The sequence below is a fragment of the Lactobacillus sp. M44 genome, assembly GCF_058130005.1.
This window is the reverse complement of sequence record NZ_CM176707.1, coordinates 304,019-325,213: the sequence shown is the minus strand read 5'-3', so window position 1 is coordinate 325,213 and position 21,195 is coordinate 304,019. Positions and strand designations below refer to the sequence as shown.

23 protein-coding genes are annotated in these 21,195 nt (G+C 32.1%); 19 read left to right on the top strand and 4 right to left on the bottom strand.

Annotated features, from left to right (window positions below; genetic code table 11):
- Positions 1-22: 22 nt before the first annotated feature.
- The 6 genes from AC38BG_RS01660 to AC38BG_RS01635 all read left to right on the top strand — a co-directional run bounded on the left by AC38BG_RS01660 (position 23) and on the right by AC38BG_RS01635 (position 6,705).
- Entirely contained in the window at positions 23-1,648 is a 1,626-nt protein-coding gene (locus AC38BG_RS01660; RefSeq protein ID WP_489937444.1) for a glycoside hydrolase family 13 protein, read from the top strand.
- Between the two features lie 37 nt (positions 1,649-1,685).
- Positions 1,686-2,903 carry an extracellular solute-binding protein gene (locus AC38BG_RS01655; RefSeq protein WP_489937443.1) on the top strand — a complete coding sequence of 406 codons (1,218 nt, stop codon included), beginning with the start codon at positions 1,686-1,688 and terminating at the stop codon, positions 2,901-2,903.
- A 58-nt stretch (positions 2,904-2,961) separates the two neighbouring features.
- The gene (locus AC38BG_RS01650; RefSeq protein ID WP_489937442.1) at positions 2,962-4,320 is read left to right on the top strand and encodes a carbohydrate ABC transporter permease; all 1,359 of its coding nucleotides are present in this window, start codon (positions 2,962-2,964) and stop codon (positions 4,318-4,320) included.
- 2 nt (positions 4,321-4,322) lie between these two features.
- Positions 4,323-5,180 (top strand): sugar ABC transporter permease, encoded by an 858-nt coding sequence (locus tag AC38BG_RS01645; RefSeq protein ID WP_489937441.1) that lies wholly within the window; start codon positions 4,323-4,325, stop codon positions 5,178-5,180.
- Positions 5,181-5,290: 110 nt separating this feature from the next.
- Positions 5,291-5,794: an O-acetyl-ADP-ribose deacetylase gene (locus AC38BG_RS01640; protein WP_489937440.1), complete on the top strand. Its 504-nt coding sequence runs from the start codon at positions 5,291-5,293 to the stop codon at positions 5,792-5,794.
- Between the two features lie 2 nt (positions 5,795-5,796).
- Positions 5,797-6,705, top strand: a complete 909-nt coding sequence (locus AC38BG_RS01635) for an L-lactate dehydrogenase (RefSeq protein WP_489937439.1) — start codon at positions 5,797-5,799, stop codon at positions 6,703-6,705.
- A gap of 76 nt (positions 6,706-6,781) precedes the next feature.
- Here the strand turns inward: AC38BG_RS01635 and AC38BG_RS01630 are convergent, their stop codons facing one another.
- A complete protein-coding gene (locus tag AC38BG_RS01630) occupies positions 6,782-7,258 on the bottom strand; it encodes a nucleoside 2-deoxyribosyltransferase (protein WP_489937438.1) in 477 nt (158 codons plus the stop codon).
- Between the two features lie 278 nt (positions 7,259-7,536).
- On the opposite strand from AC38BG_RS01630, the gene AC38BG_RS01625 reads away from it, so the two are divergent.
- The 5 genes from AC38BG_RS01625 to AC38BG_RS01605 all read left to right on the top strand — a co-directional run bounded on the left by AC38BG_RS01625 (position 7,537) and on the right by AC38BG_RS01605 (position 11,245).
- Positions 7,537-8,028, top strand: coding sequence for a PTS sugar transporter subunit IIA (locus tag AC38BG_RS01625; protein ID WP_489937437.1), 492 nt, complete (start codon positions 7,537-7,539; stop codon positions 8,026-8,028).
- A gap of 15 nt (positions 8,029-8,043) precedes the next feature.
- Entirely contained in the window at positions 8,044-8,355 is a 312-nt protein-coding gene (locus AC38BG_RS01620; protein ID WP_489937436.1) for a PTS sugar transporter subunit IIB, read from the top strand.
- A 29-nt stretch (positions 8,356-8,384) separates the two neighbouring features.
- Positions 8,385-9,806, top strand: coding sequence for a PTS transporter subunit IIC (locus tag AC38BG_RS01615; RefSeq protein WP_489937435.1), 1,422 nt, complete (start codon positions 8,385-8,387; stop codon positions 9,804-9,806).
- A 12-nt stretch (positions 9,807-9,818) separates the two neighbouring features.
- A complete protein-coding gene (locus tag AC38BG_RS01610; RefSeq protein WP_489937434.1) occupies positions 9,819-10,058 on the top strand; it encodes a hypothetical protein in 240 nt (79 codons plus the stop codon).
- Positions 10,059-10,144: 86 nt separating this feature from the next.
- Positions 10,145-11,245, top strand: coding sequence for a DUF8462 domain-containing protein (locus AC38BG_RS01605; protein ID WP_489937433.1), 1,101 nt, complete (start codon positions 10,145-10,147; stop codon positions 11,243-11,245).
- Between the two features lie 3 nt (positions 11,246-11,248).
- Here the strand turns inward: AC38BG_RS01605 and AC38BG_RS01600 are convergent, their stop codons facing one another.
- Entirely contained in the window at positions 11,249-12,046 is a 798-nt protein-coding gene (locus AC38BG_RS01600) for a tyrosine-protein phosphatase (protein ID WP_489937432.1), read from the bottom strand.
- A gap of 148 nt (positions 12,047-12,194) precedes the next feature.
- Between AC38BG_RS01600 and AC38BG_RS01595 the strand changes: the two genes are divergently transcribed.
- From AC38BG_RS01595 to AC38BG_RS01565, 7 genes are all read left to right on the top strand, one after another.
- The gene (locus AC38BG_RS01595; protein WP_489937431.1) at positions 12,195-12,680 is read left to right on the top strand and encodes a universal stress protein; all 486 of its coding nucleotides are present in this window, start codon (positions 12,195-12,197) and stop codon (positions 12,678-12,680) included.
- A gap of 361 nt (positions 12,681-13,041) precedes the next feature.
- Positions 13,042-13,977 carry a phosphate/phosphite/phosphonate ABC transporter substrate-binding protein gene (locus AC38BG_RS01590; RefSeq protein ID WP_489937430.1) on the top strand — a complete coding sequence of 312 codons (936 nt, stop codon included), beginning with the start codon at positions 13,042-13,044 and terminating at the stop codon, positions 13,975-13,977.
- A 21-nt stretch (positions 13,978-13,998) separates the two neighbouring features.
- Complete coding sequence (gene phnC, locus AC38BG_RS01585) at positions 13,999-14,775, top strand: phosphonate ABC transporter ATP-binding protein (RefSeq protein WP_489937429.1); 777 nt, start codon at positions 13,999-14,001, stop codon at positions 14,773-14,775.
- Positions 14,768-15,568, top strand: a complete 801-nt coding sequence (gene phnE / locus AC38BG_RS01580) for a phosphonate ABC transporter, permease protein PhnE (RefSeq protein ID WP_489937428.1) — start codon at positions 14,768-14,770, stop codon at positions 15,566-15,568. Before phnC ends, phnE (AC38BG_RS01580) begins: the two co-directional genes overlap by 8 nt.
- Positions 15,568-16,374, top strand: a complete 807-nt coding sequence (phnE, locus tag AC38BG_RS01575) for a phosphonate ABC transporter, permease protein PhnE (protein ID WP_489937427.1) — start codon at positions 15,568-15,570, stop codon at positions 16,372-16,374. Before phnE (AC38BG_RS01580) ends, phnE (AC38BG_RS01575) begins: the two co-directional genes overlap by 1 nt.
- 146 nt (positions 16,375-16,520) lie before the next feature.
- Positions 16,521-17,006, top strand: a complete 486-nt coding sequence (locus AC38BG_RS01570; protein ID WP_489937426.1) for a hypothetical protein — start codon at positions 16,521-16,523, stop codon at positions 17,004-17,006.
- Positions 17,007-17,052: 46 nt separating this feature from the next.
- Positions 17,053-18,444 (top strand): metallophosphoesterase family protein, encoded by a 1,392-nt coding sequence (locus AC38BG_RS01565; RefSeq protein WP_489937425.1) that lies wholly within the window; start codon positions 17,053-17,055, stop codon positions 18,442-18,444.
- A 43-nt stretch (positions 18,445-18,487) separates the two neighbouring features.
- Here AC38BG_RS01565 and AC38BG_RS01560 read toward each other — a convergent pair whose 3' ends face one another.
- Entirely contained in the window at positions 18,488-20,029 is a 1,542-nt protein-coding gene (locus AC38BG_RS01560; protein ID WP_489937424.1) for an O-antigen ligase family protein, read from the bottom strand.
- A gap of 112 nt (positions 20,030-20,141) precedes the next feature.
- Positions 20,142-20,441 carry a DUF2187 domain-containing protein gene (locus AC38BG_RS01555; RefSeq protein WP_489937423.1) on the bottom strand — a complete coding sequence of 100 codons (300 nt, stop codon included), beginning with the start codon at positions 20,439-20,441 and terminating at the stop codon, positions 20,142-20,144.
- Positions 20,442-20,534: 93 nt separating this feature from the next.
- On the opposite strand from AC38BG_RS01555, the gene AC38BG_RS01550 reads away from it, so the two are divergent.
- On the top strand, positions 20,535-21,089 hold the full coding sequence (locus tag AC38BG_RS01550) for a guanylate kinase (RefSeq protein WP_489937422.1): 555 nt from the start codon (positions 20,535-20,537) through the stop codon (positions 21,087-21,089).
- The last annotated feature ends 106 nt before the right edge of the window (positions 21,090-21,195 follow it).

Sequence of the window (21,195 nt, the reverse complement as noted above, 5' to 3'; positions counted from 1 at the left end):
ACAAATACGAGGAAGTGATGCTATGGCAATACCTTGGTGGAAAAAAGCAGTTGTTTATCAAATTTATCCACGTTCATTTCAAGATAGTAATGGTGATGGAATAGGTGATTTACAAGGAATTATTAAACGTTTAGATTATCTGCAAAAATTAGGTATCGATGCAATTTGGCTTTGTCCAGTTTATAAATCACCTGGTGAAGATAATGGATATGATATCTCTGATTATGAAGCAATTAATCCAGAATATGGCACAATGGCTGATATGAAAATGTTAATTTCTAAAGCAAAAAAGCGCAATATTCGAATTGTGATGGACTTGGTTGTAAATCATACATCTGATGAACATCATTGGTTTATTGAATCCAAAAAAAATAAAGTCAATTCTTATCGTGATTTTTATATTTGGAGAGATCCAGTTGATGGGCATGAGCCCAGTGATTTCAAGTCTGCATTTTCAGGCTCTGCTTGGAAATTTGATAAAAATACTAAGCAATATTATTTACACTTATTTGCAGATAAACAACCAGATTTGAATTGGAAAAATCCTAAGTTGCGAGAGCAAATTTATCAAATGATGAATTTTTGGATTGATAAAGGCATTGGCGGTTTTAGGATGGATGTCATTGATTTAATTGGCAAAGATCCTGATAAAAAAATACGTGAAAATGGTCCAATGCTTCATCCATATTTACAGGAAATGAATAAAAATACATTTGGTAAAACAGATCTTATGACTGTAGGAGAAACATGGAGTGCTAACCCTGAACGAGCTGCATTATATAGCAATCCTACAAGACATGAATTATCAATGGTCTTTCAATTTGAATCAATGCTTTTAGATCAACAAAAAGATGGTGAGAAATGGGATTTGAAGCCATTGAATTTAGGAGATCTGAAACGAGTATTAATAAAGTGGCAAACACAATTAGATTTTTCAAAAAGCTGGAATAGCTTATTTTGGAATAATCATGATTTACCAAGAATCGTTTCTCGTTGGGGTAATGATACTAAATATCGTGTTCAAAGTGCTAAGATGTTTGCCATAGTACTCCATTTACTTCGTGGCACTCCATATATTTATAATGGCGAGGAAATCGGCATGACTAATTATAAAGTTAAGGATATTAGCGAAGTAGATGATATTGAAAGTGTCGGAATGTATCATGAGCGTCTTGCAAAAGGCTATGATAAGCAAACTTTAATTAATGCAATTAATATTAAAGGTCGAGATAACGCTCGTACACCAATGCAATGGAACGATTTCACTAATGCAGGTTTTAGCTCTGCTAAGCCATGGCTTCATATTAATCCAAATTATCAAAAGATTAATGTAAAACAAGCATTAAAGGATCCACAATCAATTTTTTATACTTATCAAAAATTGATTAAATTACGTCATGAAAATGACATTGTGGTTAATGGTGATTTTAAAGCAATTCAAAATCTACCAGATGAAGTTTTTGCTTATTATCGCATTTTAGATAAGCAAAAATGGCTTATAGTAGCTAATTTATCTGGTATCAAGCAAGAAATCACTTTACCAGATAAGATTGATGAAGTGCTTATATCAAACTATCAAGCACCCAAATCATTAAATTCACTAAGTTTACAACCATATGCAGCGTTTGTTGCAGTTGTTAAAAAATAATTTATCAATTTAAATATGTTTTTAGGAGGAAAAAAACATGAAACTTTGGAAAAAAGTAGCTTTAGGAAGTGCAGCTTTATTAGCAGTAGCTTCATTATCAGCTTGTTCGAATAATGGAAGCAGTAACTCAAATTCTGCAAATAATGGCAAAAAACTTACTCTATGGGTAGATACTCAACAAGTTCCATATTATAAGCAAATTGCTAAAGATTTTGAAAAGACTCATAAAGGTATTAGCGTTCGTGTAACTCAAAGCCCTAATGGTTCCGCAAATGCCAAAACTGATGTTGGTAAAGATGCAACCAAGGCAGCGGATGTTTTTGAAGTTCCTAATGACCAATTAGGACAAATGGCCGATGCGGGATACATTAATCCATTATCACCAGATGATTCAAAAAATATTAAAGATAACTATACTCCAGAAGCTGCTGAAGGTGTTACTTGGAAAGGCAAGGTATATGCATATCCATATGCTCAACAAGCAGACACAATTTATTACAATAAGTCAAAATTATCTCCAGAAGATGTAAAAGACTGGGATACAATGACTAAAAAAGGTGTAGTTGCCACTGACTTTACTAATGCCTACACTATGTGGCCAGTATTTTTCTCAGCAGGAACTAAATTGTATGGCAATAATGGTGAAGACTTAAAGGGTTCAACTTTTAACTCAGAAAATGGTGTTAATGCGTTGAAGTGGTTTGCTGAACAAAAGAATAATAAAGGTGTTATGCAAACTTCAAATGCTTTAAATCAATTAAAGAAAGGTAATGCCAGTGCAATTATGGATGGACCTTGGGATGCTGCAAATATTAAAAGTATCTTAGGAAAAGACTTTGCTGTTGCCAAATACCCAATGATTATGGTTGGTGGCAAGTCAGTTCAAATGGAGGCATTCTTAGGTATTGAAGGATTTGCCGTAAATGCTCATACTTCGAATGCTAAAGCTGCTGCTGAATTGGCTGCTTATGTAACAAATAAAAAAGCTCAATTAATTGTTCATGAAAAAGCAGGCCAAATTCCTGTAATTAAGAGTGCAATTAACGATCCGGCAGTTAAGAGTGATCCGGTTGCTGAAGCAGTTATCGAAATGTCACAAAAAGGCAACTCAGTATTAATGCCTAAGGTTCCACAAATGGCTGCATTCTGGCAAGGAGCTGCACCATTAATTAGTGGTTCATATGATGGCAAGGTTAAGCCTGATCAATACAAACCACAACTTGCAAAATTTGCTAAATCTATTGAAAAGAAATAATTAATTTGTAAAGCGAAGGTTGGATAATCCCAACCTTTTGGCTTAAAAAGGAGCAACTATGTTTAAACGAAAATATCATGTATCTCCTACAGCAACTTATCGAGAAGTATGGTCAAAAGGCGATATTGCAACAAAATTATCGTTTTTCTTGATGGGTAGTAATGCCCTAGCAAATAAGCAATGGGTTAAGGGATTATCACTTTTAATTTCAGAAGTTATTTTCTTATTTTGGTTTTTCTTCAGTGGTATTAGTGCATTAAATATGTTAACTACACTTGGATCTTTAAAAACCAAAAAAGTAGTTTTTGATAAAGCACAAGGTGTGTATGTTACTAAACAACCAGATAATTCAGTTTTGATTCTATTATTTGGATTACTGGCAGTATTGTTGATTATTGGAATGATGTATTTATATATAGTTAATTTACGTTCAACACGTCACAACTATATTTTGAAGCGTGATGGTGAACATATTCCAACCAATAAAGAAGAACTTGCATCCTTACTTGATTCAAGATTGCATGCAACACTAATGGTTATCCCATTATTAGGTATTTTATTCTTTACAGTTTTGCCAACAGTGTTCATGATTTCAATGGCCTTTACTAATTATGATCGCCAGCACCCAATAGGATTTTCATGGACTGGATTTCAAGCCTTTGGGAATGTCTTAAGTGGTGACTTAGCAGGAACATTTTTCCCAGTATTAGGTTGGACCCTAGTATGGGCAGTGGCTGCCACTGCAACAACATTCTTTTTTGGAGTGTTACTTGCAATGCTAATTGAATCGAAAGGAATTAAACATAAAAATTTCTGGAGAACAATCTTTGTAATTGTTTATGCTGTTCCATCATTTGTTTCATTGTTGATGATGGCACAATTTTTAGACTATCAAGGTCCATTAAATGACATATTAATGAACTTGCATTTAATAGCACACCCAATTCACTTTATTGATAACCAAGCGTCACCATTGATAGCGCGCTTATCAGTTATTACGGTTAATATGTGGATTGGTATCCCAGTATCAATGTTGATATCAACTGCTATTATTCAAAACTTACCAACTGATCAAATTGAAGCTGCCAAAATTGATGGTGCTAATTCAGTACAAATTTTTAGATCAATCACTTTCCCACAAATTTTATTTGTAATGGCGCCAGCTTTGATTCAACAGTTTATTGGTAATATTAATAATTTCAATGTTATCTTCTTGTTGACTGGTGGTGCACCATTTAATAATAACTATAATGGTGCAGGGTCAACTGACTTATTGGTAACGTGGCTATATAATTTAACATTTGGTCAAGAGCAACGTTATAATGCATCAGCTGTTTTAGGTATCTTGATCTTCATTATCAGTGCAACTGTATCGTTAATTGCATATAGACGTACGAATGCCTTTAAGGAGGGATAAAAATGAAGTCATATAAAAACCAAAGACGACTTGCATTAATCTTTAGGTATATTTTGCTAACAATATTAGCGATTTTATGGATTTTGCCAATTATTTGGATAGTGTTAGCTAGTCTTTCGTATAACAACACTGGCTTTGTATCTACATTTTGGCCAGATAAATTTACGCTTTCTAATTATATTGGTATTTTTAATAATCAACAATTTCCATTCACCAATTGGATTATTAATACATTGGTCTTATCTATTGCTTCGGCAATAGTGTCAACTTTTATTACAATTTCGGTAGCTTATGTATTATCTAGATTACGCTTTAAGTTTAGAAAGCCATTTTTACAAATTGCATTAGTTTTGGGAATGTTCCCAGGATTTATGGCAATGATTGCTTTGTATTACATCTTAAAAGGCTTGAATATGTTAAACTTGTTTGGCTTATTCTTAGTTTATGTAGGTGGTGCAGGTTTAGGATTTTATGTTGCAAAAGGATTCTTTGATACTATCCCACGAGCCATTGACGAAGCTGCAGAAATTGATGGAGCTACTGAGTGGCAGGTATTTACTAAAATTGGTTTACCATTATCAAAGCCGATGATTGTATATACTGCTTTAACTGCATTCATTGGACCTTGGGTGGACTTCATTTTTTCAGGAATTATTTTATCAACTTCAGGTAATGCCAAGAATTATACTGTTGCATATGGGCTATACAACATGGTTCACTCAGCTAAAGGAAATTCGACCGCATACTTCACGCAATTTATTGCTGGATGTGTAATTATAGCTATTCCTATTACTATCCTATTTATAGTAATGCAGAAATTTTATGTTAATGGAATTACAGCAGGTGCTGATAAAGGATAGAGTAAATTATAGAGCGTTCATTTTAAAATGGGCGCTTTTTTAATAGTGATAAAAATCACAATTGTGATATTATAAAACTGTAAAGTTAGGGTAAAGAAGATGACACTGTTATGAGTTTAAAAAGTATTCAAGGAGATATTACCAAATTAAATGTTGATGCGATTGTTAATGCCGCAAATAATTCTTTGCTGGGAGGCGAAGGGGTAGATGGCGCAATCCATCGAGCAGCAGGTCCTGAGTTATTAGCAGAATGTATAACTTTGAAGGAATGTAAAACTGGCTTTGCCAAGATTACTAAGGGTTATAACTTACCAGCTAAGTATGTAATTCATACGGTAGGCCCTATTTATTCAGGCAGATCAATGGATGCTAAATTATTGCAATCAAGTTATGTGTACTCGCTTGATTTAGCCAAAAAATATGATTTACATTCAATTGCTTTTCCTGCAATATCAACGGGAGCATATGGTTATCCAAGTGTTGATGCTGCAAACTTAGCAGTTAGTGCGGTTAAAAGTTGGCTAAAAAACAACAATTATCCAATTGAAGTAATCTTGTGTGCATATGATAAGTACACTTATGATTTATATCAAAAATTTATTAAGGAGGATTAAAAATGCGTAAAGTAGGTATTATTGGGATGGGCCATGTAGGTTCAACTGTTGCATATACATTGTTTACTCATGGGATTGTAGATGAGTTAGTATTAATTGATAAAAATCAGAAAAAATGCGAAGCAGAATACAATGATTTAAGAGATACACTAGCTAGAAATGATTACCATGTTGATGTCAAAATGCAAGATTGGGATGAATTAAAAAATGTAGATGTCTTAATTACTGCATTTGGCGATATTGCATCTACAGTTGATACTGGTGATAGATTTGGTGAATTTAAAATTAATGCCAAAAATGCTAAAGAGGTGGGTAAACAAATCAAAGATTCTGGGTTTGATGGTATTTTGATTAATATTTCTAATCCATGTGATGCAATTACTATGTTGTTAAAAGAATATAGTGGAATTGCTCAAAACAAAATATTTGGTACAGGAACATTTCTGGACACTGCTAGAATGCAAAGAATTGTTGGTGAAAAATTAAACCAAGATCCACGTAATGTTGAAGGATATGTATTAGGCGAACATGGATCATCTCAATTTACTGCATGGTCAACAGTTTATGTAAATAATAAATCTTCAGTAGAATTATTTAATGAACAAGAACGCGAGCAATTAAGTGCACAACCTAATAAAAATTCTATTAAAGTAGCACAAGGCAAAGGATATACTAGCTATGCAATTGCAACATGTGCTGTAAGACTAGCTCAAGCTGTCTTTAGTGATGCAAAATTATATGCACCAGTGTCAACTTATGTTTCATTTGAAGGAACTTATATTGGTTATCCAGCAATTGTTGGTAAAGATGGTATTGAAAAAGTATATGAGTTAGATTTAACTGAAGATGAAAGACAAAAGTTAGATAGTTCTGCAGATAAGATCAAAGAACATTTAGATAATTTGAAATAATAATTAACTCAGGTTTTGTTAGAACCTGAGTATTTTTGTGTACAAAAAAGCGCTAGCTTATAGCTAACGCAAAAATTTAATATACAGCACCATCATAAAAAGTAAATCTTGGTTTATTAAAATCAAAGTCTTTTAATTCACTCATTTTAATAACACTATCAGCAACTCCCCAACTCATTAGATTAATAGGTTCGCCATAATATTCATCAGGAATTACTAGTAAAATATATTTTCCCTGCCCTTGAGCATAGCCTAATTCCATACCTAGACCAACATCTTCTTGCTTAGGCAAATATACTCCAAGCATAATATCGCTAGTTTTAATTCCAGTTAAATCATTGTTATATGTAGCTTGTGACCATTCTTTATCATGTAAGTATTCGGGATGTTCATCGATTCTGATGCCTTTGTATTGGTTTTGCAAAGGAACATAACTATTTTCTAAATCAATAGTTGGATTGAGTTTTAATGCTTCCATAGCCTCATCATAAGCTTTATTTTGCTCATCATTAAACCAGCCAGCTCCAAAATATAACGTTTTTGTTTTTGACATTTTAGTAATTCCTTTCTATTTTTGTTACTTATAACTTTAACAAATAATACATAAAAATTCAGCTAAATTTATAAAGATATATTTGTTAGAAAATGTTCGATTTGATAAAATAGGCCAAAAATCGAAAAAAGTAATGTACAAGCCTCTAAAATATGTGAATTTTTAATGTTAATATAGCCTTGATTTTGTGAAAACGCTTTTATATAATATAAGTAAGTCAAGCAAAAAAACAAAAAGAAACATAATAAAACATAGCTTGACAAAGGGAGGAATACATAATGTTGAAAACTCAAAGCCTTTTTGCACCAGATGCAGTTTTTGTTGCAAATGATGCAAAGCGCAATGATATTTTCAAAGAAGTCTACCAAAAATTACTTGATGAAGGGTATGTTAAAGGGGATTTCTTAAAAGAAATTATTAAACGAGAAGATTCATATCCTACTGGACTTAGCACAGCTCCAATTTCAAAAGAGTTGCCTAATATTGCTATTCCACATACTGAAGGCGAGTTTGTGAATGCAAGATTGATAGTACCAATTGCTTTGAAGACACCTGTTGTTTTCAATGATATGATAAATCCTTCCCATGAATTTAAGGTGAAGTTTTTGTTCATGATTTTAAATAACGATCCCGAAGGTCAAGCTAATATGTTAGCTATGATTATGGATTTCATGGCAAAAACTCCAGTTGATAAGCTTAATTATTTATTTAGTCTCACTGATAATGAAAAAATTTATCAATTTTTAAGTGAGAATTTTGTTCAAAACTAATAGGAGGGTATTGTTATGGCAAAAGAAGTTAAATTCTTAGCAGCATGTGGTGCAGGAGTAAACTCATCACACCAAATTAAGGATGCTGTTGAAGAAGAAATGAAAAAACGTGGGCACAATGTAAAAGTTGATGCATATATGATTAAGGATGTTAATGAAGATTTAATGTCTAAATATGATGGATATTTAACCATCGCAAAAACAGATTTAGCCTTTACGCCTAAGGTTCCTATAATTGATGCTGGAGCAATCTTATATCGTATACCTGCAATGGCAAAGCCAGTATATGACAATATAGAAAAAGTTGTTGTAAAAGACGAGGCTTAAAGAATTCATTTTCTTAGGGGAGTAAAAAGATGAATGGAATAATTCAAGTTGCTAACGCGTTTTTCAAACCAATAATTGATATGGGTGCACCTGGCATCATGTTAATTGTTTTAACATTGATTGCTGTATTATTTAGAGTTAAGTTTTCTAAAGCTCTAGAAGGTGGTTTGAAATTAGCGATTGCGATCACTGCTATCGGAAATATTATGGGATGGTTGACCACAGCCTTCCAAAAACCAATGATGCAATTCGTTGCACATACTGGAATTCATATGGATGAACAAGATATGGGTTGGGCTCCACTTGCTACCATTACTTGGGGTTCTCCTTATACTTTGTTTTTCCTATTAATCTTAGTTATTTTGAACATTATTATGTTAGTTTTGAAAGTAACTAACACATTGGATGTCGATATCTTTGATGTATGGCATTTGTCATTTGTTGGATTGTTTGCAATGTATTGTGGCGCACCATTATGGTTATCAGTATTATTAGTAATCATGATTGGTTGGCTGAAGATTATGAACTCTGACTTAATGAAGCCTACGTTCAATGATTTGCTAGATGCGCCAGATACCAACCCAATGACGACGACGCATATGAATTACATGATGAATCCGATAATCATGGTCTTTGACAAGTTCTTTGATAAATTTTTATCAGGACTTGATAAATATGACTTTGACTCAGCTAAATTAAACGAAAAAATCGGTTTCTGGGGATCAAGATTTGCGATTGGTGTTTACTTGGGAGTATTCGTATCACTACTTGCAGGAAATAACTTTGCTACTGAACAAGGCTGGAAAGATATGTTGACACTATCATTTATTGGTGGTTCATGTATTGAATTGTTCTCAGTTATTGGTGCGTGGTTTATTGCATCTGTTGAACCTTTATCACAAGGTATCGCAGATTTTGCTACAAAGAAATTTCAAGGACGTACATTTAACATCGGACTTGACTGGCCATTTATTGCTGGTCGTTCAGAAATCTGGGCTGCAGCTAATATCTTAGCTCCTATTATGATGTTAGAAGCTATCGTATTACCAGGTAATAGATTAATGCCTTTAGGTGGTATTATCGCTATGGGTGTAACACCTGCGTTGTTAGTTGTTACACGTGGTAAGATCATCAGAATGATTATTATTGGTGCTATTGAATTACCATTATTCCTATGGGCAGGTACACTAGTTGCTCCATTTGTTACATCTGTTGCACACCAAGTAGGTGCAGCTGGCATTCCAGCACATACATTAATTTCACACACCACTATGGAAGGACCTATTGAAAAATTCATCGCTTACTTAGTTGGTAATGCATGGAAACAACAAGGTATGTTTATCTTGTATGCAATCTTAGCAATTGCTGCATACTTATTGATCTTCTTCTGGTACGCAGGTGAAATGAAGAAGCGTAACGCTGCATACAAGGCAGCTGAAGCAAAGAAATAAAGGTGAATCAAAATGACTGATAAAAATACAATCACACAAAAAGAAAAAGCACGTCGTAAACGAATATTATTTTGGACAGTAGTGGTAATTATTATTAATTTACTACAAATTTTATTTAAAAATTGGTTTACACAAGCACTTGCGGGAATTGGAACGGTGTATGTATTGTATCAATTAGTCGTTTATGATAATAAAAAGAATCGCTTAAGTCGTAAATATTACGATTGGCGAGGCAAACCTTTAAATAAATAAAAATAATGAATTTGGTCTAAGTGTAAAAGCTTAGATCTTTTTTGTAGTAAAAGATACACAGAGATACAGATATAGGTAAAACAAGTATGAATAATCCATTTAATCCAAGTTTTGGTAGAATTCCAGAAATTTTTTTAAATCGTGGGCAATTAGTTGAAGATGTTATTCATGAATTGAACAATCCTAATAGTCCATATAAAATTTCAATGGTTTATGGGATGCGGGGTGTTGGAAAGACAACTTTTTTGACTGAAGTAGGAAGAAAAATTAAAAAGGAGCCTGATTGGATAGTGGTCAATCTTGCTATGGAATCAGACTTATTAGCAACCTTGATTGATAATTTATACATGAAATCAGATTCTAGAATAAAAAAAGCCTTTGAATCAATTCATGGTCTAACTTTTTCTGCATTTGGTTTACAGCTATCAGCAGATATTAATAAAACTATGTCAACATATCAAGGAATTTTAACTAATATGTTTGATAAATTAAGAAGCAACAGAAAGAAAGTTTTAATAACTATTGATGAAGTGAAAAGTAGTAAGGAACTTAGAAATTTTGCATCATACTATCAAATCTTAAATCGTGAGGATTATCCAGTTGCACTAATGATGACAGGATTACCAGAGCATATATCAAAATTACAAAATTCAGATGTAATGACTTTTTTGTTAAGAGGAAAGAGAATAGCATTATCATCATTGAATTTGGTACAAATTGAATATAGCTATGCAAATGTATTTAAACAAGCAAATTATAAAGTTGAATATAAAATTCTAAAAGAACTAACTCGTATGACAGGCGGATATTCTTATGCTTTTCAACTTTTAGGATATTTAGTTTGGAATGCAGCAAAAAAAACAGGCCTAATTGATCAAAAATTAATTGATCAAATTAAGCCTGAATATTTAGTTGAGTTATTTCAAAACGCATATACTAAAATTTTTGAAAGCTTATCTAAGCAAGACAAGAAGTTTGTCTTTATAATGGCACAAAGCAAAAAAGATGTAGTTGCAATCAAAGACATTAGAGAAAAAATGAATCGCCCAAGTAATATTGTTGCTAATTATCGCAGACGATTATTAGATGATCAAGTTATCAAGTCAACTGATTATGGTGAAGTGGCATTTACATTACCATTTTTTAAAGAATACGTTTTAAAAGAATATGAATTTATGCAAGAATAATTTTTACTCTAAATATATACTACGCAATTTCATGATGTCGCTACCTGATAACTTCATCACTTCACGCAAGTAATTATTAACTGATCCATATTCATCATTCATTACTTTGATTACATGATCAAAATATTCAGGTTGGACAGTTTGAATATCATAAATTGATTGCAAAACATTTTTAGATAATCCACGCTTTTTTTCACGTTCGATCATATTATTAACAAAATTTTTTGTTGTAATATTAGTCAATAAATAGTCTTTTTTGATTTGCCTTAATGATACACCTAGAGCAGTTAAAAGCAAGATAGCTGCAAAGCCAGTTCGATCTTTTCCAGCAGTGCAATGAAATAAAACAACATTATCTGCTTTGGTATTTTGCAATAAATAATCAAAAAATTTTCGATATGCTTTTTTTGCACTGTCACTTTTGACCATATCTTCATAAGCAAATAACATATGATCAAAACCAAAGTTAGGGTTATCTTTTGCTGCAATTTCTAAGTCATCTAAGCTTTTAGAAGAGTTAGTTAAATCTTCACTAAATACAGGATCAAATTCATATTTTGCACCAGCAGGAACTCGATCAGGGTGCTTAGTAACTTCTTGTTTAGAGCGAAAATCAATGTCATATTTAACACCGTAGTTTTTCAAAAAATCTAAATCATTGTCATCTAAAGTTGCAAGCATAGCTGTTCTTAATAATTTATGATACTTGATTGTTTTCCCACTTAAAGTTTTATAACCGCCTAATTCACGAAAATTGCGGCCGCTATTAATACCAATTAGTTGATTCTTAAGTTCTGTCACTGAAATTCTCCTTATGTTATATAAATTAATAATAGCTGTGGTCTTTAATTTTAGCAGCATTTTTTTACAGTAACAAGAAAATGCCGTTTGGCTATCAGGATATATGTTAAAATAATATTAACAAAGACAATACAGGGGGATGACAAATATGGCTGAAGAATATAAAAACTTATTAGTGCCAGTAGATGGATCAAAATCTGCAGAATTGGCCTATGATAAAGCAGTAAAAATTGCAATGGATGATGAAGGTCATGTTGATATTTTAAATATTATTGATACACGTCAATTTATGGGAGAAATGCAAGATACTCTTATTTCAGGCGATACAATTTATCAAATGACCCAAGATGCTGAAGATTACCTCAAGAGTCTAAAAAAATGGGCTATAGATACATATAAATTTGATAAAATTGACTATCATATCCGTTATGGCAGTCCAAAGAGAATAATTTCTTATGACTTTTTCAAAGACCATGATGAAGATTTAATTGTCATGGGAGCAACTGGATTAAATGCAGTTGAAAGAGTATTAATGGGGTCAGTTACTGAATATGTTAACCAACATGCATTGTCTGATGTGTTAATTGTCAGAACTGATTTAGAAAATAAAAAGGTTCCAAAAAGCAAAAAATAGAATAAATAGCTTTTAAAATTTAATATATTAGCTAAAAAACATTGGTATAAACCAAATGTATGTGAAAAAATAATTTTTACATTCAGATGACAATACTTGTTAATGTGTTGATATTTCTTGTATAATACTCTCAAGCGAACATATTTATGGAGTAAGGAGTACTGATATGCACAAACTGGTAATCATTATTAATAAAATGATTTCTTCAAGTATTGATTGGATTATTGGTGCTTTTTTTCCAGCTCGCTATTTGTTTCATCGAACACTAATTAAGGCTTGATATTAATATCATCTTCGATATTGTATTAGGTCTTTTTTGATGTTTAGTATTGTTTTTTCATTGTCGTATTAGGAGGGCAAGATGAAAAAGTTCAAAAAAGTATTGATCGGACTTTTTGCAGTCGGAATGGCATTTTTAGCTACTGCTTGTTCAAATAACAAGTCAGCAAGCAATTCCAAAGATGGATATACACCAAAGTCTTTGACAGTGCAATTCGTACCTAGTCAGCAAGCTACTAAGCTAGAAGCTAAGGCAAAGCCACTAGAAAAGATGCTATCAAAGAAATTGGGAATCCCAGTTCATGTTTCAATGTCAACTGACTATAATACTGTTGTTGAAGCAATGGCTTCAAAGAAGGTAGATGTTGGCTTTTTACCACCTGATGGTTATGTTTTAGCACATAAGCGTGGAGTAGCTGATGTATTATTACAAGCTCAACGTTTTGGAATTTCTCAACCAGGTGGCAAGATGACTAATAAATTAGTCAATGACTATCGTTCAGAAATTTTAGTAAAGAAAGGTTCAAAGATTAAGTCTTGGAAAGATTTGAAGGGTAAGAGTATTTCTGTACAAAACCCAACTTCTTCTGCTGGATACATTTTCCCAATTGCTGAATTAAAGAAAAAGGGTCTAAATGTACCAAAAGATTGTAAATTAGTTACAGTTACAGGACATGACCAAGCTGTTTTAAATGTTTTAAACGGCGATACTGATGCAGCATTTGTATTTGAAGATGCACGTAATACAGTTAAAAAAGATAATCCTAAGATAATGGATCAAGTTGTACCTATTTACTTTACTAAGCCAATTCCTAACGACACAATTTCTGTACGTAGTGATATGTCTAAGAAATTCCGTAAGAAATTAGCAGATGCTTTTATTTCAATTGCTAAAACACCACAAGGTAAAAAAGTTATCGAAAGTGTCTACAACCATGAAGGATATGTAACTACTAAAGACAGCGACTTTAATATTGTTCGTCAATATGACAAAACTGTCGAAAGCGATAAAAAATAATAATTAAGGGGTTAATAATTAATGGCAGATTCCACAGGAAAGCCAATGATTCAATTAAAGAATGTGTCAAAGATATATGATAATGGCACCGTCGGATTAAAAAATATTAACTTAACTATCAACCAGGGCGAATTCGTCGTGGTTGTTGGTTTGTCTGGCGCTGGAAAATCTACTTTGATGCGTTCGATTAATCGTTTGCATAATATTTCAAAGGGCGAAATTATCATTGATGGAAATTCAATTACTGCAGCACGCGGTAAAGAATTGAGAATGATTCGTCGAGATATTGGGATGATTTTCCAAAACTTTAATTTGGTAAAGCGTTCAAGCGTATTAAGAAATGTTTTGACTGGTAGGGTAGCATATTACCCTACAATTAAAACTATTTTCAATATGTTTTCTAAACAAGATAAACAAAAAGCATATGAAGCTTTGCAACGAGTAAATCTAGCTGATAAAGTTTATGCTCGTGCTGATGAATTATCAGGTGGGCAGCAACAGCGTGTATCAATTGCTCGAGTTTTAATGCAGAATCCTAAGATTATCTTGGCTGATGAACCTACTGCATCACTTGATCCACAGACTTCTATTAGAGTTATGAATGATTTGAAGATGCTAAATGAAGAATTTGGTATGACTGTTGTAGCTAACTTGCACTCAGTTGAATTAGCTAGAAAATATGGAAAACGTGTGATAGGTATTAGTGCTGGACAAGTTGTTTATGATGGATTGATGAAAGATACTCCTAAAGTGATCTTTGATGATATTTATAAAGGAAAAGGTTCAAGCAATGAATAAGACCGAACCAGATTTAATGAATTTGCCAAAAAAGCAATTTAAAATAATGAACCTTGTTTGGATAATAGTTATTATTGCTGGGTTATTTATTTCTATTCAAGAAACTAATACTCATATTTCAGTCTTGTTTACAAACTTTAGTCAATTTTCACAAATTTTTGTAGAAATGGCGCAACCTGACTGGAGTTATGCAGCAATTGCTTTTCCTTTGCTACTTGAAACTATTAAAATGGCTGTTATTGGAACAATTATTGGTTCAATTCTAGCATTTATTTATGCTTTATTGATTGCCCGTAATATTGTAAAAAACAGACTAGTAACTGGCGTTTTACGGTTTATCATGAATATCATTAGAACTATTCCTGACTTGTTGCTAGGTGCTGTTTTCGTAGCAATCGTAGGTATTGGACCTGTTGCTGGTATTTTAGCTTTATCAATCTTTACTTTTGGGGTAGTTGTTAAATTGTTTTATGAAGCAATTGAAACTATTGACCAAGGACCTATTGATGCAATGGTAGCTGTTGGAGCTAATAAATTGCAGATAATTTGGTTTGCGGTAATTCCACAAGTAATAACATATTTCATTTCTTATGTTTTGTATGCATTTGAAATTAATGTTAGAGCATCTACAGTCTTAGGTTATATTGGAGCTGGTGGTATTGGATTATACTTACAACAAACCTTGCAAGTATTTGATTATGCCAAAACTGGAACCATTATTATAGTTATCTTTGCTGTAGTATTGTTAATTGATTATGTATCTACTAAGTCAAGGGAGGCGTTGATGCGATAATGGATAATACAAAATTACCTTCAAAACACATCACTATGCGCCAAAAAGTGATTTATTGGAGTATTAGTATTTTTGTCATAATATTAGTTGCTTGGTCATTTACAGGTATTAATTTTACAGGGATCAAAGCTTCTGCTGCAACAATTGCTGGAGCAATTTTCAATGGACTATTGCACCCTGACTGGGGATATGTATGGCAAGGAAATGGTGAAGATTTAATTTCCCAGTTGTGGCAGACGATCTGTATCGCATTTTTGGGTACGTTTATTTCTGCAGTATTATCCTTACCATTTGCTTTTTGGGCAGCTAATACTCGCCATAAGAAATGGTATGCATCTCGCAGCGGTAAGTTTGTTTTAACTTTTATCAGAAGTTTTCCAGAAATCATCTTAGCCTTGATGTTTATCAAAGCAGTAGGACCTGGTTCTGCAGCTGGTGTATTGGCATTAGGATTTCACTCAATAGGAATGCTTGCTAAACTATTTTCTGAGGCGATTGAAAACTTAGATGATGGCCCTAATGAAGCAGTTATTGCGACAGGTGGATCTAAGATGAATGTAATTTCCTTTGCTACATTACCTAATTTAATGCCTGAATTGATTTCTAATACTTTATATAGATTTGACGTTTCGGTTAGATCAGCTTCAGTATTAGGATTAGTAGGAGCTGGTGGTATTGGATATCCTTTGATTATTGCATTGCAATATCGTCAATGGAGCCGCGTAGGAATTATATTAATCGGAATAGTAGTTATGGTTGTTATCATTGACTTTATTTCTGGATGGATCCGTAAACAATTAGTATAAATTAACTCTTTATAAAAATTTGCTACACATTTGAAAAATAATGTGTAGTTTTTTTGTAGAAAAAAGTAATAATAAAAAATTAAAATTCATACATACCTGCCCATTTTTGCTATAATATAGAATGAATTTCAAGGAGGATTTTATTAATGGCTCAAATTGATATTATGACACTTGCTGACGATCTAGCCTTATCTCAAGATCAAATATTGCAAGGTCAACAAAGCTTAGACGATAAGCAAATTTATCAGGCGATTGATTCATTGCACGTGTTGCAAAAGCCAATTAAAGATTATTTTTCGATGAGTGAAGATGAATATTACCAAACAGAAAGTGATCATCTATTGACTTTATTGAACTTGGATCAAAAGCTAACCCAATTGCATGATAGAATTTTGACTAATCATGTAGATGGATATGTTGATAAAGACGAAATCAATCTAACTTATAATCATGAAGATCCTTATGAAGATGGTTCATATGACAAAAATACAGACTATCATGTATTAACATATAGTTTAAAAGTAATTGGTGCAGTTCAAGCAATTGCATCACAAGACTTGCAAAAGGTTTTATCAAAAGATGCAGTTTTATCACTGGGTCTTGCAACTTATGCATTGAAACAAAATGTATAGTTTATAAAGAGCCTGTAGGGCTCTTTTTGTGTATGGGGATTTAAAAATGCCTTTTATTTTTTCAAAAGCAGTACAAGCTATAGTAAATCAGCTGTTTAATAAAAAAGAATCACCTGTCAATAACTTAGACTATGATCCAATGCAAAAATATACTGAAATAGGTGAATATCAAGTTGGAAAACAGGAAAAAACTCCAAATAATAAAGATTATACCTTAATAGTATATAAAGATAATGGGGGGATCTTGCACCAAGCATTGCGATCTAATGATAAAGAAGAATTATCTCCTGAATATGTAAGAAGATATGATTCAAGGCTTAAGTGTTTTAGAGCATTTCAAGATAAAAAGACTGGTGAGCGCTATTTAGTGCTCCAGTATCTTGATCATTTTGCTAAACAAGTTAAAACTCAAGTCAGAAATGGTAAGGATTCTGTAAATATTGGGCTTTTAACAGATACGCATTATAAAGATGCTGATAGCATTGATTTTTATGGTTGGAATGGTTTAGTTCATGTTAAGGAATTTTCAGAATTAGAAAAGACTGGCTTACTTGATATAAAAGCTCATCTAGGTGATTGGATTGATGGCTCTGATCCTGGATTAATGGGTGAAAGCGAGCTAATTGAATTAAGAAATGCATTTAAATCAGCTAAGATACCTTTTGCTATAGTCAAAGGCAACCATGATGAAAATGATAAATTCGATGAACATCATAAGTTAAAAGCTTCTTTTCCAGAAAATGAGTTTGGGAAAATAATGTGGCCAACTATGTATGCCCAAAAACAATTACATTATATTTCTAAACAACATGGAGTTGCTTACTATGATAAAGATGATTTGAGATTGATTTTTATCAATACATCAGATGTACCATATGTTTTAGATGGTCATGGCAAGAAAAAATATGATGTAAAATTGACATTGGCTTTGCGTGAAGATCAAATTGAAGAGATCATTGAAATACTGCAAGATTCAAGCAATAAGCAAATAATTTTTATGAGCCATGGAAATCCAATTAATCGCAAAGGAACTAGTGCAATAAAATATAATGGACGTTCATTGCATGAATTATTAGTGGCATTTAACCAAAAAGAAAAGGGTAAAATGCATTCGCATAATGTGCCAGCAGAATTTATGTTGAATAATGAGTTTGATTTTACAAAAGTTAAGAACGCCAAAATTGTTGCTTATTTTTGCGGTCATCGTCATGCTGAAGATCGATTTAAAATTAATGGGATTCAATATATCTTATTCAATTGTTCAGCTCTTATGGGTGAAAAGCATGCATTAACTACTAAATATAATAAAAATTGGAACCGTAAAATTGATCATTTGAATGAAGCATGTGGTTATATTGTGAATGTAGATTTGCAAAAGCACGTGATTCAAACATTTGGTTATGGTGCGTCAAGTGCTAAAAAGACATTTTATATATAAAAAAGAGATTCACATCGCATTGTAGTGAATCTCTTTTTTGAATCTATATTTTTTGTTTTTTATTTTCATTAATTTGTTCTAATAAATATCCTAAGACAAATCCTAGTATCAAGTTAGCTGTCAAAAAGTCCATTACATTACCTGAATAAAATCCAGCAACAATTAAAAATCCACTTGATAAAATCAAACTAGATGTCAAAAATGTTTTATTTGCTCGATAACGCAACCATTCATAGCCCGCATATATTAGACTAATTACATATACTCCTAAAAATAAAATCATTCCAATCCATCCTAAAGAGTATTTTTGTGAAATAAAGTCTCGTTCCAAATTAAAGATATTTGATTCACGGATATATGAGATACCTAAGTATTTATCTAATTTATTATGATTGTTAGCGACAACTTTATTTAACATTAAAGTTTCAATATAACGATTATTCATCTTAGTAGTTACAGGCAAGCCCATGACATTTAACCAAAATTCAGGGTCATATTTATAAGAATAGCTTTTTGATACAAAACGCCCATTTAATGAATAAAAATCAGCATGCTTTCTAATGAAGTTACGCAAAAATGCTTCACGCTTAGAGCCTTTTGGATATTTCTTAAGCCCTGCAGCTAATTGTCTATTTAATTTCTTTTGCTCTTTAGCATGTTTTTTGCTTTGTTTCTTACTTCGCTCTTGGCTTACCTTTGCTTCAAAATTTCCCCGTCTCATAGCAGGACCATAAGGCAAAATAGCTCCAGCTACTAAAAAGATAGCTATAAAAGCAATGAAGGCTTTTTTGTTGAAAGAAATATTTTTTAAAATAAAAGTATGAATTAAATAGATAATTAAGAAACTAACAAAACCAATAATTAATCCAAATGCTGCAACTTTAGTCCCTAACATTAACATAGCTAGTGCTTGCATAGCTAATAATGTTACATTTAGCCAGTTGAAATATTTAAACACAATATATGCCATTAGCGGAATTAACATGAACATTACAGCAGAAGTAGTATTTGCAAAGTTGAAAAAGCCCTTAGAAGCTAAATAAAAATAGCTATATTTAGTATTTGTGAACCATGAAAAAATATTAGCTTTAATTAACTCATTACCATAAGACATCAATGATTTTACCAATAAATTGGACACTACAATCACCGTGGACATAATTCCTACTAGTGCTTGAATGGTAATTGTAAATTGCTTTTTGGTAATATGAACATATCTAGTTATATATAAAATAGCTATTGGCATTGCCATTCTAACTAAATAAAACAATTCTCCCATTGTTGAATAGTTATATCCTGTTGGATCGACAGAATTAAAAGTTTTAACATGCCACAAATGCAGTGCACTATATGCAGCTAAAACAATAATATAAACAATAACCCACCATTGTTTTTTTAGTTGCAACCAACTTTGTTTTTGACTGAAATACATGCCAACCAACGCAATGACTGCAACTATTCTTAAAATAGTTGGGATTGTGAATGGCATCATTGTCGATAAAGGAGGATTATAAAACCAATATAAATCCATAAATGGTTGTAATAAAATGAACCAGTAAAGACTGGTACGTATTTTTTCTTTCAAGATGAGACCTTCCATTTGTTTCTATAATATTCAGTATTTATCTTAACCAAAAAGAACATATAAAAAAAGAGTAGATTTAAATAATTTACTCTTTTTTTGAATAATATTAGAATTATTTTTTGTCACTCTTAGTTGAAGCAGGCTCACTATCAATTTTTGATATTTTAACATTATTAGTTGAAGCGGTCTTGATTTTTTTAGGTGCTTTGATAGCCTTTAATTTTTTAAAGTTGACTACCATTTTATTATTTAAATCTCCAATAGCTGCCTCATCTTCAGGATTGTATGAAGTAATTGCTAAAAGAGCAGAATTTTCATAAATCTTTTCTACCTTGCCTTGGAAGGGATGCTTTAATTCTTCTTCAGATTTAGCTTCAACAATAGCTCCTAATTTTACTTCTGATTTTTTCATAAAAAATCTCCCTCGTATTATTTATTCTTGTTTTTGACAATAGTGAAATATTATTATATAAGTAACTTTATTTCAAGCAGGAGGCTTGGTTTTTTGAATAAAATTATTATCATAGCAGGACCTAGTGGTGCTGGGAAGACTACGTTAACCAATTATCTGCAAGAAAAATTCAATATTCCTAGAGTAATTACTCATACAACTAGGCCGATTAGAACAGGTGAAAAGGCAGATGAAGCATATTATTTTGAAACAAATGAAAGTTTTCAAAAATTGCATTTCTTTGAAAAAGTGAAATATGATAAATATCAATATGGATCAAGTCATGAAGCTTTACAAAAAGCTTGGGCAAAAAGCAAGTTAGTTTCACTAATCGTTGAAACAGAAGGCGCACAGTCATATATTAACGCATTACATTCACAAGTTTATTTTATTTATTTGACTGTATCTAATCTAGAAATTTTAAAAAACCGACTCTTAAAAAGAGGGGATAGTAAAAAAGAAGTAGATGTTAGAATGCACAGCAAAGAGTTTTTGCGTGATTTAACATTATCTCCTGAATTAAAAAAATATGCTCATATAATAGTAAGTGATGACTGGAATACTACTAAGCAAAAAGTGGATAACATCGTTGCACAATTGAAAAGATGACATACATTACATTTTTTACAGAAATGAAAAGTAAAGTTTGATATTTTAAAAGGATAGTATTTTTTTTGTAACAGTTTTGTAATATAAAACAGGTAGTATAGACCAT